Genomic DNA, 16,508 nt, shown 5'->3' with positions numbered 1-16,508 from the left:
CAGGTGAATTCGCGCCAGCGCGGTGGTGAACACGGCGACTTCCGGCCGTCGATTTGCGTGATACGCGATTCCGTGCCATGATGTACAGGTTGCCTGATGAGGCCCGGCCAAGCGGCTCGGCCGAATCCGTAACGCCCCGATAGCTCAGTGGTAGAGCACTTCCTTGGTAAGGAAGAGGTCGTGAGTCCAATTCTCACTCGGGGCTCTCTTGTTTTCTGGCGGAATTCTCCGCCAAATCGTTGTGCACGACAGCTCCGCGAATCCTTCTCCGCACGTCAGTCGTGCCACTCCCCTAGCCTTGCCACGTACGGCGTATCGCGCCGCCCGCAAAGCCCATCGATTCCAAGGAACCCGCCCGACACCATGACCTCCACATCGCACCTGGCAGAAGCCGGACGCACGCTGATCCCCCGCAAGGACGACCGTTACGGACTGCTCTCCCCGGCGCTCGTGATCCTCACGTTCGTGGCCGGACTGGTGGATGCGCTGAGCTATCTGGCGCTCGGACACGTGTTCGTGGCCAACGTGACCGGCAACATCGTCTTCCTGGGATTCGCGATCGCCCACGCACAGGGCTTCGTCTGGTGGACGTCGGCGCTGACTCTGGCAGCGTTCATGGTCGGCGCGCTTATCGGCGGGCGCATCATCCACTACTTCGGCGCCAATCGCGCCCGTCACCTGCTGGTGTCGACCGTGATACAGCTCGCGTTCGTGGCCGCGGCGCTGGCCGGCATCTACCTGCTCAATCATTTCGCCCCGGAACCGGCCATGGGCGGCACCGATCCCACGGCCCTCGCACGCGCCTCGCAGCCGAGCCTGAACTTCCCCACCGCACGGCATATCGACCTGCATATCATCATGCTCATCGTGCTGCTCGCGCCGGCCATGGGCATTCAGAATTCCACCGCACGCAAGCTGTCCGTGCCCGACCTGCCTACCACGGTGCTGACGATGACGCTAACCGGAATCGTCGCCGACACGTCCGCCCATGGTCACGAGCAGTCGAAACTGGGCCGCCGCGCGGTGGTGATGCTGGCGCTGGCCCTAGGCGCGCTGACCGGCGCGATGCTGCAGACGCGCGGCCATGAGGACATGATTCTGATGGTGATGATCGCCTGCCTGCTCGTGGTCATCGTGATGATGCTGCCGCACGTGCGATCCGACGCCACCTGGGTCGTCGGGCGACGGTGACGCGAGAGGCACGCCAATTGCAGCGCAACAATCCAAGGTTAATAGGGATACAGTAAAGCTCTGTTCAAACAGAATTGGTATGAATCCGGCTGGACTACCCCTCAGTCAGCTACGCCGACAGCTCCCCTGACAAGGGGAGCCAGAAATAAGAGAACATGCCGTCTTGGTTTCACAAAGCCTATAGTGATTCCGGGAGGCCGGTCATGCGCATCATCGAACAGTATTGTCAAGGCAAGCGGAGCGATCAATCGCTCAACGAGGACGGGCTGATCGTCACCGGCGACTTCGCGGCCGTGGTGGACGGGGTGACCAGCAAGAGCATCCGTCATCTCTGGCGGCCGAGCGGCGGTGTGGTCGCGAAGAATCTGGCGCTGGAGGCCATCGCGGAACTGCCGGCCGATGCGGACATGCGGCAGGTCCAGTCGGCAATCGACGCGAAGTTCCAAGCCACCTACCGCAGTCGCGCCGATACGCGCACGCACGGCAGCCCGAATCCGAGCGACGACGCGGACACCAAAGCCACATACGGGCATGCCGACGATTCCCCAGCGGCCTGCGATTACGCCGTGTTCGAACGCGAGCCCGTGGAACGCCTTCAGGCCAATGTGGTGGTCTATAGCGCCCGTCACCACGAGGCCTGGCTGTACGGCGACTGCCAGATCATGGTCAATGGCGTGCAGACGCCCACCGTCAAGCGGGTCGATGAATTGCTCGGCGAATTGCGGACGTTCGTCACGTTGGCGTTGCGGGAACGGAACGTACGGAATTACGCGCCTTCCGACGTCGCATCCGGTACTCCGGCCAGCAGCTCACCCGATTTCGCTCCCGATTCACTATCCGACTCATCATCTGGCTCTTCAGACCCAGCACGCGACATGATCCTGCCGTTCCTGCGACTGCAATCGCAATTCGCCAACCAGCGCGGACCGTACGGATACTTCGTGTTCGACGGGTTCACGGATCCGACGTATCCGATTCGCGCGATACCTGTCCATCCCGGTGACGAGGTCGTGCTCGCTTCGGACGGCTACCCCCTGCTCAGGCCCACGCTTGCCGAGTCCGAGGCCGAACTGCGGCGTCTCAGGCACGACGATCCGGCACTCATCAACGAGTACCGGTCAACCAAGGGATTCACGCCCGGCCTGGATTCGTTCGACGATCGCACCTATCTGCGGTTCGTCGCGTAGACCGCGGAATCCGCCCATGCGCGGGGCAACAAGGAGCTCGTATCCGTTGTGCCTCGCTGCATCGGCCATCAGCGTGGCACAACGGGGAGAGCATACCCGGCAATGAACACGGAATGCCGCCAAGCGAAGAAAACCCGGCGTTACGCCCCCCGCGCTGCCCCACTCACGTCATGTCAGCGAGGCAAAACCGCCAGCACATACCCGTTGCGCCCCGCCAAGAACAATCTCAGCGGGGCGCAACGGGTATTAGCTCACCGCAGTGGAGCGGCGAACGGGCGTCAGGAGCCGAAAACTCACTTCTTGGCGGCGTTGACGGCGTCCACGGCCTTCTGCAGGGAGGCGGTGTGCGTCTTGTACCAGTCCGTCTGCTCGTTGAGCTTGTCGGTGGCGGCCTGGTAGCCCTTGGTGTCATCGGCGAGGCAGCCCTCGTATTCGGGCATTTCGGCGCTCAGTTCCTTGTTGAGCGCGTCGAGCGTGGAGGCGTCCTTGACATCCTTCTCGGTGAGGGCGGCGGCTTCAGAGGCGTCGCCGTTGACGAGGTTGTTGTAGTCGTTGGTGGCGTTGCGCACTTCCTCGGAGGCGGTGGCGCAGGCTGCCACGGCGGTGTTGTACTGGGACTCGGAATACGCGCGGAATCCGAACACGCCGGCCACGGCGATCACGGCGACGATCACCACCACGATAAGGGCGATGGCCCACTTCGGCATGCGCTTCTTTGCGGCGGCCTGGGTGTTCGCGGTGTTCTTCTGGGTTTCAGCGGACATACTCGATCTCCTTCGTTCTCGTTCAGTACGGGGACGGGCTTTCGTGAAGCCCCCAGAAAAACAAAAAACCCTCGCATTTCGCGAGGGCTCATTGGCTGGGGTGCCTGGACTCGAACCAAGAATGGCTGAACCAGAATCAGCTGTGTTGCCAATTACACCACACCCCAATTTGGCTGGCGTGGCAACTCCGAAGAGTTGTCCGTCGTACCCCCAACCGGATTTGAACCGGTGTTGGCGCCGTGAGAGGGCGTAGTCCTAGACCGCTAGACGATGGGGGCATATTCAGTTTTTCAACCGGCTGCTCGGCGAACCGCGCAACAGGTGTATATATTACAGAAAGCCCAGCCGAATGCAAATCACGGCGTGTCGCGCAGAATTCCGCGGTTTTGGCGTCAAACCATAAGCAGGTCCCACCATGGATCCCGATAATCGATTCCGGGCATACACCCATCATGAAACATCCGGCATCCACCGTTCTGGGCATACATCCACCACGAACTCCCCATTCAGACCGTTTTCGTGGTATGCATATGCACAGAATAATTGAGAAGAGTATGCCCAGAACCAGGGATGCGACTACGCTTCCCCTGCCCCAAAACCGTCACCCCGGACCGCCGGCTCGGAAAACGAAAAAGCCCCGGCGCGATGCCGAGGCTTTCCGAAGAAGTACCCCCAACCGGATTTGAACCGGTGTTGGCGCCGTGAGAGGGCGTAGTCCTAGACCGCTAGACGATGGGGGCTTGAGTTATCCGCTGCGGCGAACCGCAACGAGTGATTAATATACGGGAACATCTCACCAACGTCAACTACGGCGTGTCACATTGTGATTCCTTGGTTGACAGACGCCCGAAATGGCCTTCGATGGCCTTTGCCCAGCCGTCAAGCCCTTCGGCCGCGGATAATCAGATGCACTAACCATCTGCGGCATCGAAAACGGGCGTCTGCCCACGAAAGACAGACGCCCGTATATTCTTCGCCAAAGTCAGTCAGCGGAACAATTCAGCCGCAGCTCAGGCTCACATCACAGGTGCTCGCGCAGGCCCTTGAGACGGGCCACGGTCACGTCCTTGCCGAGAATTTCCATGGACTCGAACAGCGGCGGGGAGACGCGGCGGCCGGAGACGGCCACGCGCACCGGGCCGAAGGCCAGACGCGGCTTGTAGCCGCCGTCCTCGATGAGCGCCTTGTTAAGCAGCTCATGCAGCGGCTCGGCCTTCCACCCGTCCTCGGATGCACCTTCCAGCGCGGCGATGGCGAGGTCGAGCACGGCACCGGCGGAATCCTTGAGGGTCTTGCGGGCGTCGTCATCGGGCTCGATGTAGCCTTCGGTCGACAGCAGGGAGCCGACCATGCCGGCCACTTCGCCCAGCAGGCGCACACGCGGCTGGACCAGCGGGGCGGCGGCGGTCAGGACCTCCTGCTCGCGGGAGGTCAGCGCATCCCAGTTGTCGGCGGAGACCACGCCGTCACGGTGCAGGTACGGCACGGAGCGGCGCAGGAAGTCATCGGCGTCGAGCATGCGGATGTGCTCGGCGTTGATGGAGATGGCCTTGTCCAGATCGAAGCGGGCCGGGTTGGCCTTGACGTCGCGCACGTCGAACTTGGCGATCATCTCCTCCATGGAGAACACGTCGCGGTCCGGAGCGATGGACCAGCCGAGCAGAGCCAGGTAGTTGAGCAGGCCCTCGCGGATGAAGCCGGCGTCGCGGTGGTTGAACAGGTTGGACTCCGGGTCACGCTTGGAGAGCTTCTTGTTGCCCTGGCCCATCACGTACGGCATGTGGCCGAACAGCGGAGTGGTCTTGGCGATGCCGAGCTCCTCGAGGTAACGGTAGAGCACGATCTGGCGCGGGGTGGAGCTCAGGAGATCCTCGCCGCGGAGCACCACGTTGATCTCCATCATGGCGTCGTCCACCGGGTTGGTGAGCGTGTACAGCGGGTCGCCGTTCGGACGCACGATGACGTAGTCCGGCACGGAACCGGCCTTGAATTCAATGGTGCCACGAATCAGGTCGTCGAAGGCGATGTCCTCGTCGGGCATGCGAATGCGCAGCGCGGGCTTGCGGCCCTCGGCGCGGAAGGCGGCCTTCTGCTCCTCGGTGAGGTTGCGGTCGTAACCGTCATAGCCGAAGGCCTTCGGACGGCCGGCGGCCACGTTGCGGGCCTCGATCTCCTCCGGGGTGGAGAAGGACTCGTAGGCGTAGCCGGCCTCGAGCAGCTTGGCGGCGACGTCCTTGTAGATGTCGCCACGCTCGGACTGTCGGTACGGGCCGTGGGGGCCGCCCACGTCGATGCCCTCGTCCCAGTCGATGCCGAGCCAGCGCAGGGCCTCGAGAATCTGGTTGTAGCTTTCCTCGGAGTCGCGGGCGGCGTCGGTGTCCTCAATGCGGAAGATCAACTTGCCGCCGGTGGCGCGGGCCTCGGCCCAGTTGAACAGTGCGGTGCGGACCATGCCCACGTGCGGGGTGCCGGTCGGCGACGGGCAGAAGCGAACACGAATGTTCGCGGGGAGTTCGGGTTTGGTGTTTTCAGCATCAGTCATGGGCTCTATTCTGCCGCGGAGCGGGGACGCGCCGGAGCGCGCAAACCGTCAGCAGGCGAGGCCGTCGAACAGCAGGGCCCAGTCCTGCGCCTGTGCGTCGGATTCGTGGGAGTCGTGGCGATCGCTGCCGCTGTAGTTGTAGTCGTTGTTCATGATGGTTCCCCTATGTTGGTCTGTAATTGTGTTCGCGCCGAAAGCTTCGTTGGCTTCCTCCGGCTCCGTCACCGCAGCCGTGCGCGTATCTATCGATAAATAGTACAGAACCGATCAATAACGAACATGTTCGTTTGATATCGATTTGATAACGATTGCACGCGCCAGTTTCCGCCGATTCGCCGTCCACGAACCATGCCGCCGCCTCAACGACGCCGTTCAGGCAATATTCACCGTATTTGTTGGGTTTTCATGGAAAAGCTGGAAGAATGGAGCAGGACGATACCGTCCGTGATGAAAGGGGAATCAATGACTGATCCCAACAACGTGCCGCTTCCCTCGGCGCCCAATGCCCCGAACAACGGTGCTGCGCAGACCCCGCAGAACAACGGCGATTCCGTGCCGCAGTACGGCCAGTACGGCACGCCCGCCCCGCAGCCCGAGTACGGCGCATACGGCGCCCCGGCCTACGGCCAGCCCGTGCCACCCCAGCCGACCGGCAATCCCTACGCCTCCGCTCAGCCTTCCACACAGTATGGCCAGCCCGCTTACGGCCAGACCGGCGCGCCGCAGTATCAGCCCGCACCGGCCGGTCCCGGTTACGGCCAGCAGCAGCCGTACGCACAGCCCGTCGCCAATCCGTACGACCAGAACCCGTACGGCGGGCAGTCGCCGTACAACCAGGCGCCGCCGTCCTATGGTCAGTACACCGCGCCAAGCGTCCCGGCCGGCCCCGTGCCGCTGGATCAGCCCTACTACGGCTGCCCGTTCCCGGAGGCGTTCCTGCGTTTCTGGAAGAAGTACATCGTATTCTCCGGCCGCGCCTCCCGCAGCGAATTCTGGTGGTGGACGCTGGCGGCCAGCGCCGTCAATATCGTGCTGAACATCCTTTCGGAGGCCACGGATAACAAGCTGGCTTTCCTAGCCACCTTGTGGGCGCTGGCGACCCTGATTCCCGGCATCGCGCTGGCGGTCCGCCGTCTGCATGACATCGACAAGCCCGGCTGGTGGGTGGCCATCTTCTATGGCGCCATCGTCATCGGTGCGATTCTCATGACCGTGGGTGCCGGCACCGCGATTTGGGGCGGCCTCGGCGGCTTTGCGTCCGGCAGCTACAGCAACCACTACGGCACGGCGGCGGCCGGCGGCATCGGCATCGCCGTGATCGGCTCGCTGCTGACGCTGGCTGCGGGCATCGTGTACATCGTGTTCATGGCGCTGCCGAGCAAGCCGGAGGGCGCACGCTTCGATGTGCCCGGCGGCACCGGCGCGTTCGGCGCTCCGGCTGGCCCGGCTCCGACCGCTCCGACCGCTTCCGCCAATGGTTACGCTCCGCAGTACGGCGCGCCCGCCCCGACTCCGGGATACGCCCAGCAGACTCCTGCGGTTCCGACTCCGGCCGCACCGGAATATGGGCAGCCGGTTCAATCCACTCCGGCAGCGCCGCAATACGGTCAGCCGACTCCGGCCGCCTATGGGCAGCCCGCTCAGGCCCCTGCGGCACCCGCACCGTCCGTGCCGCTGCCTGACTACGGCCAGTCGGCGTCGGCTCCCGCGACCCCGGCCCCGGAGTACTCCGCCCCCGCTGCCCCCGCCGAGGATCCCGTGAGCGACGCAACCGTACTGTCTCCGCACGAGCCGGCTTCGACGACGCCCGCCGCACCGACTTCCGACGACGACAGCGCCCAGAAGCCCTGGCAGGGTCAGTGAATGGTTGATTGATGCAATAACAAAGGTTTGTAAACCAATATTGACATAATTCCACCGGACTACCCCTCAGTCGGCTGCGCCGACAGCTCGTCCTGCAATTAAGGACGAACTTCGTTCGCAGTCCACTGGCTCGACTGTCGTCTCGCACATTGCCTACAAACAGCTCCGCTGTTTGCTTTACGGCAATGTCCTGACCAGGGGAGCCAAGGAAGGGGACGTCAAACCATAGCAAATTGGCCTCCGTTCCTTATCGAGCGGAGGCCAATTTCGTACGCTGCAGCGTTTACTTCACCTGGCGGCCGGCGCACCAGACGTGCCGGGCGGTCCAGTCGGTGGGGTCGAGGAGGTTGAGGTCGGCGGCGTATCCGGGGGCGATGAGGCCGAGCGGAGCGCCGGTGACGGGGTTGGCCCGGTCGAATCCGAAGGCGCGTGCCGGGGTGAGGGTGGCGGCCTCGACGGCGGCGACGGGGCTGAAGCCGAGTTCGTTGACCGCGCGCTGGACCGCGACCTCCAGGGTGAGCGTGGAGCCGGCGATGGCGCCGTTGGACACGAGGCGGGCGTGGCCGTCGATGACGTTCACGTCGAGTTCGCCGAGCTTGTACGCGCCGTCGGGGCAGTCGGTGGCGGCCATCGCGTCGGTGACGAACGCGATGCGATGGGGTGCCAGTCCGAAGCCGAGCTTGACCATCGGGTTCTGGACGTGGAAGCCGTCGTTGATGAGCTCGATGGTGACGCGCGGGTCCTCGACGGCGGCCGGGATGGGGCCGGGTTCGCGGTGGTGCAGGCCGTTCATCGCGTTGAACATGTGGGTCATGATGCCGGCGCCCGCGTCGAAGCCGGCCTGGGCGGTGGCGTAGTCGGCGTCGCAGTGGCCGACCGCGGGCACCACGCTGGCGGCCGCGAACTGCTTGATGGCACCGATGCCGTGCTCGAGTTCGGGGGCGATGGTGATCTGGCGGATGCAGCCGATCTTGCCAGTGGCGGGGTCGGCGCCCGAGGCGTCGAGCATGCGGTCCACGAGTTCGGGCACCGGGTCCTTGAGGCAGTTCGGGTCGTGCGCGCCCTTGCGTTTCAAGGCGAGGAACGGGCCTTCGAGATGGCAGCCGAGGATGTCAGGGCGGGTGGCCATTTTCTCGTGCACGGTGCGGATGTTGCGGCAGATCACGTCCATCGGGTTGGTGATGAGCGAGAGCACCTGGCGGGTGGTGCCGTGCACCGCGTGGCCGGCGCGGGCCACGTCGATGCCGTCGGGGCCGTCGTCGAAGCTCTTCTCCCAGGCGCCGTGGGCGTGGATGTCCACGTAGCCGGGCGTGAGGATGTGGCCGCCTGCGTCGATGACCTCGCCGGAGCGGGAGGCCGGGTCGATGCCGACCGTGCGGCAGGCGTGCTCGAACGCCTCCTCGCCGGTGCCATCCGCGGCCGCAGCGCCCGTGGCCACGATCATGCCACGCGCGTCCGAGACCACCCAGTAGCCCGACTGCTCGCCGCGGGCGTCCACCTTGCGCGCCCCTCGGATCGCGACCGGCTTGGCCTCACCTTCCAACGCCGCGGTCACGCGCGCGACGATTTCACTTCTGTCCGTCATGTTTCCTGATGCTCCTTTGCCTGAAAACCACTTGGCTCTACCCAATACACCATAATTCCTGCCCCTACACGCGCGATTCGCCCATATCAGCCTTGCCGGGGCTGGAAATGCTGCCACGGCAAGGGGTATTCGCCGTGATTCGGCGTCTCGTGGCAGATGCGTTGCCCCGCCGGCTATTTTCCACCGTGATTCGGCTTGCGGGGGCAACAACCGATGTCTCGCAAACCGCACTATTCCGCCAAATCGGCGTCGCAGCATACGAATGGCTCAAAATCGGGCTTGCCCCGGCGGCCGGTTTCATGGAGAAACGGAGTCGCCGGGGCAACCGATCATACGCAATCTGCCGATCAGATGCCCTGCCAGGCCGGCTTGTGGGCGAAGGCGTAGCGGTAGTAGTCCTTGTGACGCAGGCGGCTGGCGGCCTCCTCGTCGATGATGATCGTGGCGTGCGGGTGCAGCTGCAGGGCGGAAGCCGGGCAGAACGCGCTCACGCCGCCCTCGACGGTTTCCTCGATGGCCTCGGCCTTGCCCGCGCCGAACGCGAGCAGCACGAGGTGGCGGGCCTTGAGGACCGTACCGATGCCCTGCGTGATGCAGTGGGTCGGCACCTGGTTGATGTCGTTGTCGAAGAAGCGCGCGTTGTCGATGCGGGTCTGCTCGGCGAGCGTCTTGACGCGCGTGCCGGAGGCCAGCGAAGAGCCGGGCTCGTTGAAGCCGATGTGGCCGTCGGTGCCGATGCCGAGGATCTGCACGTCGATTCCGCCCGCGGCCTCGATGGCCGCGTCGTAGGCCGGGCCGGCGGCGGCGATCTTGTCGCCATCCTCGAGCGGGGCGCCGTTCAGCACGTCACCGGGCACGTGGACCTTGGCAGGGTCGAGGCCGAGCGGTTCGACGACCGTGCGGTGGATGGTGGAGTGGTAGGACTCCGGGTGAGTCAGCGGCAGGCCGAGATACTCGTCGAGCGCGAAGCCGCGCACCTGGGAGACGTCGATGGATTCGTCCTTCACGATCTTGGCGAGAGCGCGGTAGGCGGCCAGCGGGCTGGAGCCGGTCGCGAGTCCCAGCACCGCGTCCGGCTTGGCCTTGATAAGGTCCGCGACGCAGCGGCCGTAGATCTCGCCGGCCTCCTCCTCGTTCTTGACGATGATCACTTCAGCCATGATTGGATTCCTTTCTTGATGCCGATGGATATCGGATACGTTTTGATTCTGTTAGATCAGAAGTGGTTCACATCCTGCGGAACTACCCCTCAGTCGACTTCGTCGCCAGCTCCCCTGACAAGGGGAGCCGAGAAACGGAGCTACTGCTGCGTGAGGCCGAGGGCTTCGAGGAACGTCACAGTGGTGTGCTTGTCCTTGAAGACGGCGGTGTTGCCCAGGATGCGTTCGCACACGCTGCCGAGCTCGTCCTGCACGGCCGCGTGGATGGCGTCGCGGTCACGGTTGCCGTCAAGGGCGGCGGCGACCTCGGACCATTGCAACTGGAAGTCGGCGCAATCCTCGGGCAGCCCCTCGCCGGCGGCGAGCGCGTCCTCCAGTTTGCCGAGCTGTTCGACCAGTCGTCCGGGCAGGATGAACAGGCCCTGCGCCTCGATCAGCCCGATCGGCTCCTGCTTGATGGGCCAGAATTCGGGGTGCGCGTGGAAGATGCCTTCCGGGTACTGCTCGCTGATGGCGTTGTTGCGGAAGATAAGGCTCATCTCGTAGCCGCGGTCGGTGATGATGGCGCTCGGCGACACCGCGGACTGTCGGTTGCCGTCCTCGTCATGGCTGGCGATATCCGCCGCCGCGTCATCGTAGCCCTGCCAGGCGAGGCGGATCCTGTCGCTGACCTCCACGATGGCGTCGCGGTTCTTGGAGACCACGCGCACGGCGGTGCCCGGCCAGTCGAGAATCTCGACCACGGTATCCGGGAAGTCCGGCACAGCGAACGTGGCCCAGGCCGCGGCCTTGTGCATCGGCAGCAGCTCGCCGCCGCCCTGGTAGTGGTCGTGAGCGAGCACCGAACCACCGATGCGCGGCAGCGCGGCGTTGCAACCCAGGAAGTAGCCGGGGAAGCGATCCACGAAGTCGAGCAGGTGGCCGAAGGTGTCGCGGTCCACGTGCATCGGCGTGTGCTCGCGGTTCACGCAGATGCCGTGCTGGTGGAAGTAACCGTACGGGGAGAACTGCCAGAACCATTCCTCGCCGCCGAGCGTGACAGGGATGGTGCGCAGCGTGCGCTTGTTGCGGCCCGCAAAGCCCTCGTTCTCGTGGCAGATGGTGCACTTCGGGTAACCGCCGGCCACCGAGTTGCCGGCCGCGGCCTTCTTCATGTTCTTGAATTCGGGCTTGGCCATGTTGATGGTGATGACCAGTCCGTGCGAGTCGAAGCGCGGGTTCTTGTCGAGCACGGCCTTCTTGACGTAGTTGTTGGCCACGCAGTAGCGGTAGAACCAGTGCATGGCCTCCATGCCGCCGTCCGTGCCTTCCGTCTCCTCGAAGCTGTCTTCGATGGAGGACGGCGTGCCGGAGAGCAGGCCCATGACGATGTCCGCGTAGACCGGGCCCTCGTCCGGCTCGAACAGGCCGGCTGCGACCGCGGCGGCGCGGAAGTCGGCGAGGAGAGCGTCGGGGTAGGCGTAGTCGCCGGCGGAAGCAGCGGAAGCGGCGGTCTCGTCAGCAACAGCCTCGTCAGCGGCAGCCGGGGCGACTGCACCGTACGAATCCAGACTGAACAGTTCGAAGATGCGGTTGCGGGTCCAATCGGCGTCGCGGGCGTCCAAGTCAAGGTTGCGCTCGGCGAAGGCCATCAGCGCGTCGATGGAGGCGTACACCCCGGCAAGCGCGGCCTGAGCGTCGGCCTGGGTACCGGACTGCACGCCGGCTTCGTGTTCCGCGGCCATCAGCGGACGCTCCCTTCCAGCACGTCGGCCACGATGGCCTTGATCTCGCCGGCCTTGGCCTCCATCTCCTGTACCAACTTGATCTGCGTGCGGGCGCGCACCAGGTTGTGCTCCGGGTACTTGGTGGCGAAGTAGGTGTCGCCGGCCAGGTAGTCGGCGAGGAAGCGCATGCCGCATTCCATGGTCATCAGGTTGCCGGCGAAGGCGAACAGTTCGCCCTCGCGCGGGGTGACGCTCTCACGCACCGCGCCGATGAAACCTTCGGCGTAGGCGCGGAAGTACTCGGTGCTGAAGTGCACCTTGTCGAGGTCCTGCTCGTCCTCCAGCGCGGTGGAGGCGCCGAAGCGGATGGAGTCGCCGAAGTCGAAGAGCATGGAGCCCGGCATGATGGTGTCGAGGTCGATGATCGCGCGGGCCTTGCCGGTCTCAGCGTCCATGAGGATGTTGTTGAGCTTGGTGTCGTTGTGGGTCACGCGCAGCGGGATGGAGCCGTCGGCGAGGCCGTCCATCACCACGGAGTACTGGCTCTCGTGCTTGAGGAAGAAGTCGATTTCCGGCTGGCAGGTGGCGGCGCGGCCCAGCTTGTCCTCGGCGAGCGCGGCCTTGAAGTCGGCGAAGCGGTGCGGGGTGTCGTGGAAGTGGGCGATCGGCTCGGTGAGCTGGGAAGCGTCGAATTCGGCGAGCGTCTGCTGGAATTCGCCGAACGCGCGGCCGGACTCGCGGAACACGTCCGCGTTCGGCACGAGGCTGTAGGACGTGGTGTTTTCGATGAAGGCGTATACCCGCCACGCGCCGGACTCGCGCTCCACGTAGGTGCCGCCGTCCTTGGTGCGGATGATGTCCAGTGTCTCCTGGCCGCGGGCGCGCAGGAAGTCGGTGACGAGTTCGACGTTGCGCATGAGGTTCTTGGTGTCCGGGAAGACGTTGGTGTTCATCTTCTGCAGGATGTAGCGGCGCTGATCCGTGGTGAGCAGGTAGGTGACGTTGATGTGGCCGTCGCCGTACGGCTTGATGCTTTCGACCTCGCCTTCCAGCTGGAAGAGGTTCGCTACGGCGGCGAGTTCGCTGTCGATGGTTGCCATGGGTTCCTTCTTTCGTGTGCGCGTTGCGGTTCGTGTGGTTGGTTCGTTCGTCTGTTCGTGACTCGCACCGGATGCCGCCGACTTCCTCGCCCGCGGTATTCCTTGCGCATGCCCTTCACTTGTTATTGAAACACGGGCGATGTCTGACGCGACGCCCCAACCGCGGCCAATAATCCTTGCAATAGCAGCGTTTTCAGCGATTATCGAGGTCCCTGATGACGATCAATGCAGCACAATTTCCATCATTGTTAGGACAATTTTTTGATATGGTGAGTAGGGGCGCCCTTGACTCCCCTCAGTCACTTCGTGACGGCTCCCCTCAGAGAGGGGAGCCAAGCAGCACGCGAAAGGAATGGCATGACACCGGTCGAGCATCATGTGGATACGGCGGTCTCGCATTACTTCGTATACGTGCCCAGCCGCAACGCCCTGCGCATGTTCCTCTACCCCACGCGCATCGGCCTGTACCGCTATCTCAAGGGCTATTGGCTCAATCGCGCCTCATTCGACAGCTTCATCCTCATGGCCGTCTACAGCGGCACGTTCACGTTCACCGTCAACGGCCGTCGCTCCACGGCGAGCACCGGCGATCTGGTGCTGCTCGATTGCCATGCGCCGAACGTCTACCAGGCGCAGGCCGAGACGGACAGCACCCTGCTGTGGATGCATTTCGACGGCCGGCTCGCGCACGACTACTTCGAGACCATTCACGACGAGCTCGGCAGCGTCATCACCCTGAAGCGCGCCACCTACGCCATCAGCCGGTTCCGCATGATCTACGACACCTTCGCCGAGGAGCGCAAGGTGAACGAAGCGCGCATGTCGTTGGCCATCGCGGAGATCCTCACCGAATGCCTGACCGCCGGCGACGACACCGCCGAACGGACCGGCACGCCGTACAACCAGCACGCCATCGAGGAGACGCTCTCGTACATCGCCACGCATCTGAGTGAACCGTTGCCGGTCTCGCAGCTCGCCGGCATGGCCCTGATGAGCGAGTATTACTACATCCGCGTCTTCAAGCAGGTGACCGGGTATACGCCGCACACGTACATCGTCAACGCGCGCATGCATGCGGCGAAGTACCTGCTGCTCACCGGCGAGGCCACCCTCAAGGAGATCTGCGCCGAATGCGGCTTCTATTCCACCAGCGCCTTTTGCGCCGCGTTCAGGAAGCGCTTCGGCTGCACACCCCTGGAATTCCGCCGCGGCGGTGCAGCAAATGACGATGCCGGCTCCGCCACCCCGTGACCACCGGGACTACAACTCGACGGTTTCCTTGTTGTCGTTCTTGACGTGGGCGAACTTGGCGGCGAGGGCCTCCTTGTTGCGCTTCTCGTCCTCTTCCTTGGCCTTCTTCTTGGCCTCGGCGGGATCCCAGAGCACATCCTCACGGTGCTTGGCCCATTCGGCCGCCGCGAGCGGGGCGATATAGTCGGCGACGGCATCGAGAGTCACGCCCTCGGATGCGCCGGCCGGATCGGCGGCCTTCGCGCGCACGTCGAGCAATCCGCGAATCTGGTCGTCGGTCAGGCAGATGCGCGGCACGGCGATCTGCTCGCGCAGCTCGTTGACCGCCAGCAGGACCGGCAGCACCGCGCGCGCCGCAGCATCGGAAGCCGGGGCGTCGCCGGTCGACACGGCACTATCCGCCGTCGCTCCGACCAGCGCGTCACAGACGGCGAGCGCCGCGGCGAACCGGTGGGCCATCGCGTCCGTCAGCGCCGGGGAGGGGACGAAATCGTCATCGGACGGGTCCACGGCTTCACCAGCATCGCCGGTGCCGGCCTCACCGGCCGCATCGCCGTCACCGTTCGCGGCGCCCGGAACCGTGTAAACGCCCGTGTCGAACATGCCGGCGTCGACGGCGGCCTCGACGGACTCCAGCGCCTCATGCACGGCGACGGACACGTCGTCGGGCCAGGCGACGCCCAACGATTCGGCCGCCTCATCCACGAGCGAGGCGTCACCGGACTCGGAGAACCCGGCCATCGTATCGTAGGCGTCGTTGGCGGCGAGCAGCACGTCGACGATCGACTGCGGGCGGCCGGGAATCGAGTCGGCACCCTCGTAGACGAACTCGGCGTCGGGGACCGTAACGTCCTCGCCGGTGATGATGCGCGCGAACGCACGGGTGACGCGCACCTGCAGGTTCTCCGCGTACTTCGCGTCGTTGTCCATCCGCATGGCCTTGGTGAGTGGCCACAGCGCGACCAGACGCGCGCCGGACTCGGCTGCCTCGCGCACGGCGGGCAGCGCGGCCACACGCGCGATTGCCTCACGATTCAGTTCAACGGTCATTGCATGCTCCTTTGCGTCAGGCCCCTCGCCCCTCAGCGGGCCGGTCATATCCATCAGTCGATTGTAGTGTTCATGAAGCGCGAGGCCGTCCCGGCACACTCCCCTCAGTCGTCTGCGACGACAGCTCCCCTCAGAGAGGGGAGCCAAAAACGGCGGAATTGCAACGATTCTGGTTACTTCACATCCGCTGCGGGGTCCACATACGTGATGGACATCACACGGCCGGTCTCGTTGTCGTACGTCACGGACGTGACGGAGGCGAGCGCGGTGTGGCGCAGGAACATCCAATGCTCCGGGTGGCCGGTCTCCAGATAGTGACGGTAGCTGAAGATGGGCGACTCATGGCTGACCACCACGATCTGCTGGCCGGGGTGCTGGGCCACCTTCTCGCGCGCGAAGGCATCCATGCGCTGGGCGATGTGCTGGTACGATTCGCCCCAGCTCGGCTTGTACAGGTTGGTCACGAGCTTCCAGTTGCCGTTCTTCCACAGCGCGCCCTCGCCGTGACCGATGCGCTTGCCGCGGAATTCGTTGCCGGCTTCGATGACACGTTCGTCGGTGGTGAGCGTAAGCGGGTCCTCACCGCGTGTCTTGCGTACCTCGTTCAGCGCATCGAGGATCGCGCCGGCGGTCTCGCGCGTGCGGTCCAGCGGCGAGGAGTACACGGCGGCGATGGTGTTGGTCTGCGGGTTGCTGGCCAGGTAGGCGGCCGTGGCCTGCGCCATGCGGCGGCCCAGGTCGGACAGATGGAAGTCGGGCAGGCGCTCGTAGAGCAGGTGGTCGGGGTTGTAGACCTTGCCGTGACGGACGAAGTGGATGGTGGTGGCGGTCATCGTTGGCTCTCCTTGCTTGCGAGTTGCTTGCGAACGGAACGGCTACGGCCACTATACGCGACCAGCCGGGCCAGGGAGCGGTGGACGGAAAACGGCGTCATCGAATCCGCTAACTACCGCGTGTCAATCGAGCCCACCGCATAGAGTAGCCGTGACGCAAATATGCGAAGTCGGGGGCGGCGGTCGCGCCGGATTCCCGAACGCCACGCAAACTTTGCGCGACCATGGACAGACACATCATTCGATGAGGGCTTCGCCATCCAACGCCACGGATCG

At 64.5% G+C, this 16,508-nt stretch carries 12 protein-coding genes and 4 tRNA genes; 5 read left to right on the top strand and 11 right to left on the bottom strand.

The genetic code is table 11. The features are described 5' to 3' along the window. Nucleotides 1–133 precede the first annotated feature (133 nt). The 3 genes from KIH81_RS04645 (at nucleotide 134) to KIH81_RS04635 (ending at nucleotide 2,378) form a co-directional block, all read left to right on the top strand. A tRNA-Thr gene (locus tag KIH81_RS04645) sits at nucleotides 134–205 on the top strand. Nucleotides 206–363: 158 nt separating this feature from the next. After that, entirely contained in the window at nucleotides 364–1,191 is an 828-nt protein-coding gene (locus KIH81_RS04640) for a YoaK family protein (protein ID WP_214304285.1), read from the top strand. Nucleotides 1,192–1,394: 203 nt separating this feature from the next. After that, nucleotides 1,395–2,378, top strand: a complete 984-nt coding sequence (locus KIH81_RS04635) for a hypothetical protein (RefSeq protein ID WP_214304284.1) — start codon at nucleotides 1,395–1,397, stop codon at nucleotides 2,376–2,378. Nucleotides 2,379–2,671: 293 nt separating this feature from the next. Here KIH81_RS04635 and KIH81_RS04630 read toward each other — a convergent pair whose 3' ends face one another. The 5 genes from KIH81_RS04630 to gltX form a co-directional block, all read right to left on the bottom strand. After that, nucleotides 2,672–3,142, bottom strand: coding sequence for a hypothetical protein (locus KIH81_RS04630; protein WP_214304283.1), 471 nt, complete (start codon nucleotides 3,140–3,142; stop codon nucleotides 2,672–2,674). Nucleotides 3,143–3,234: 92 nt separating this feature from the next. Next, nucleotides 3,235–3,309 (bottom strand) — tRNA-Gln (locus KIH81_RS04625). 38 nt (nucleotides 3,310–3,347) lie between these two features. Further along, nucleotides 3,348–3,420, bottom strand: a tRNA-Glu gene (locus KIH81_RS04620). A 389-nt stretch (nucleotides 3,421–3,809) separates the two neighbouring features. Further along, nucleotides 3,810–3,882, bottom strand: a tRNA-Glu gene (locus KIH81_RS04615). 281 nt (nucleotides 3,883–4,163) lie between these two features. Next, the gene (gltX, locus tag KIH81_RS04610) at nucleotides 4,164–5,684 is read right to left on the bottom strand and encodes a glutamate--tRNA ligase (RefSeq protein WP_214304282.1); all 1,521 of its coding nucleotides are present in this window, start codon (nucleotides 5,682–5,684) and stop codon (nucleotides 4,164–4,166) included. A 462-nt stretch (nucleotides 5,685–6,146) separates the two neighbouring features. Between gltX and KIH81_RS04605 the strand changes: the two genes are divergently transcribed. Next, nucleotides 6,147–7,547, top strand: coding sequence for a DUF805 domain-containing protein (locus KIH81_RS04605; RefSeq protein WP_214304281.1), 1,401 nt, complete (start codon nucleotides 6,147–6,149; stop codon nucleotides 7,545–7,547). A gap of 283 nt (nucleotides 7,548–7,830) precedes the next feature. Here KIH81_RS04605 and KIH81_RS04600 read toward each other — a convergent pair whose 3' ends face one another. From KIH81_RS04600 to KIH81_RS04585, 4 genes are all read right to left on the bottom strand, one after another. Further along, nucleotides 7,831–9,132, bottom strand: a complete 1,302-nt coding sequence (locus tag KIH81_RS04600; protein ID WP_214304280.1) for an N-acetylglucosamine-6-phosphate deacetylase — start codon at nucleotides 9,130–9,132, stop codon at nucleotides 7,831–7,833. A gap of 347 nt (nucleotides 9,133–9,479) precedes the next feature. Continuing rightward, entirely contained in the window at nucleotides 9,480–10,292 is an 813-nt protein-coding gene (gene nagB / locus KIH81_RS04595; protein WP_100495500.1) for a glucosamine-6-phosphate deaminase, read from the bottom strand. A 140-nt stretch (nucleotides 10,293–10,432) separates the two neighbouring features. Further along, nucleotides 10,433–12,016, bottom strand: coding sequence for a UDP-glucose--hexose-1-phosphate uridylyltransferase (locus KIH81_RS04590; RefSeq protein ID WP_214304279.1), 1,584 nt, complete (start codon nucleotides 12,014–12,016; stop codon nucleotides 10,433–10,435). Next, nucleotides 12,016–13,098 carry a phosphotransferase enzyme family protein gene (locus KIH81_RS04585; RefSeq protein ID WP_214304278.1) on the bottom strand — a complete coding sequence of 361 codons (1,083 nt, stop codon included), beginning with the start codon at nucleotides 13,096–13,098 and terminating at the stop codon, nucleotides 12,016–12,018. The genes KIH81_RS04590 and KIH81_RS04585 overlap by 1 nt, the downstream gene beginning before the upstream one ends. Before the next feature lie 357 nt (nucleotides 13,099–13,455). Here KIH81_RS04585 and KIH81_RS04580 point away from each other — a divergent pair, with 357 nt between their 5' ends. Then, nucleotides 13,456–14,349 carry a helix-turn-helix domain-containing protein gene (locus KIH81_RS04580; RefSeq protein WP_214304277.1) on the top strand — a complete coding sequence of 298 codons (894 nt, stop codon included), beginning with the start codon at nucleotides 13,456–13,458 and terminating at the stop codon, nucleotides 14,347–14,349. Between the two features lie 9 nt (nucleotides 14,350–14,358). On the opposite strand, the gene KIH81_RS04575 is transcribed toward KIH81_RS04580, so the two are convergent. Both KIH81_RS04575 and KIH81_RS04570 read right to left on the bottom strand, forming a co-directional pair. Beyond that, complete coding sequence (locus KIH81_RS04575) at nucleotides 14,359–15,399, bottom strand: hypothetical protein (protein WP_214304276.1); 1,041 nt, start codon at nucleotides 15,397–15,399, stop codon at nucleotides 14,359–14,361. Nucleotides 15,400–15,572: 173 nt separating this feature from the next. Next, complete coding sequence (locus KIH81_RS04570) at nucleotides 15,573–16,232, bottom strand: histidine phosphatase family protein (protein ID WP_214304275.1); 660 nt, start codon at nucleotides 16,230–16,232, stop codon at nucleotides 15,573–15,575. Between the last annotated feature and the right edge of the window lie 276 nt (nucleotides 16,233–16,508).

The sequence above is a fragment of the Bifidobacterium miconisargentati genome, from assembly GCF_019331675.1.
Classification (GTDB): domain Bacteria; phylum Actinomycetota; class Actinomycetes; order Actinomycetales; family Bifidobacteriaceae; genus Bifidobacterium; species Bifidobacterium miconisargentati.
This window is presented reverse-complemented; position numbering and strand designations above follow the sequence as displayed.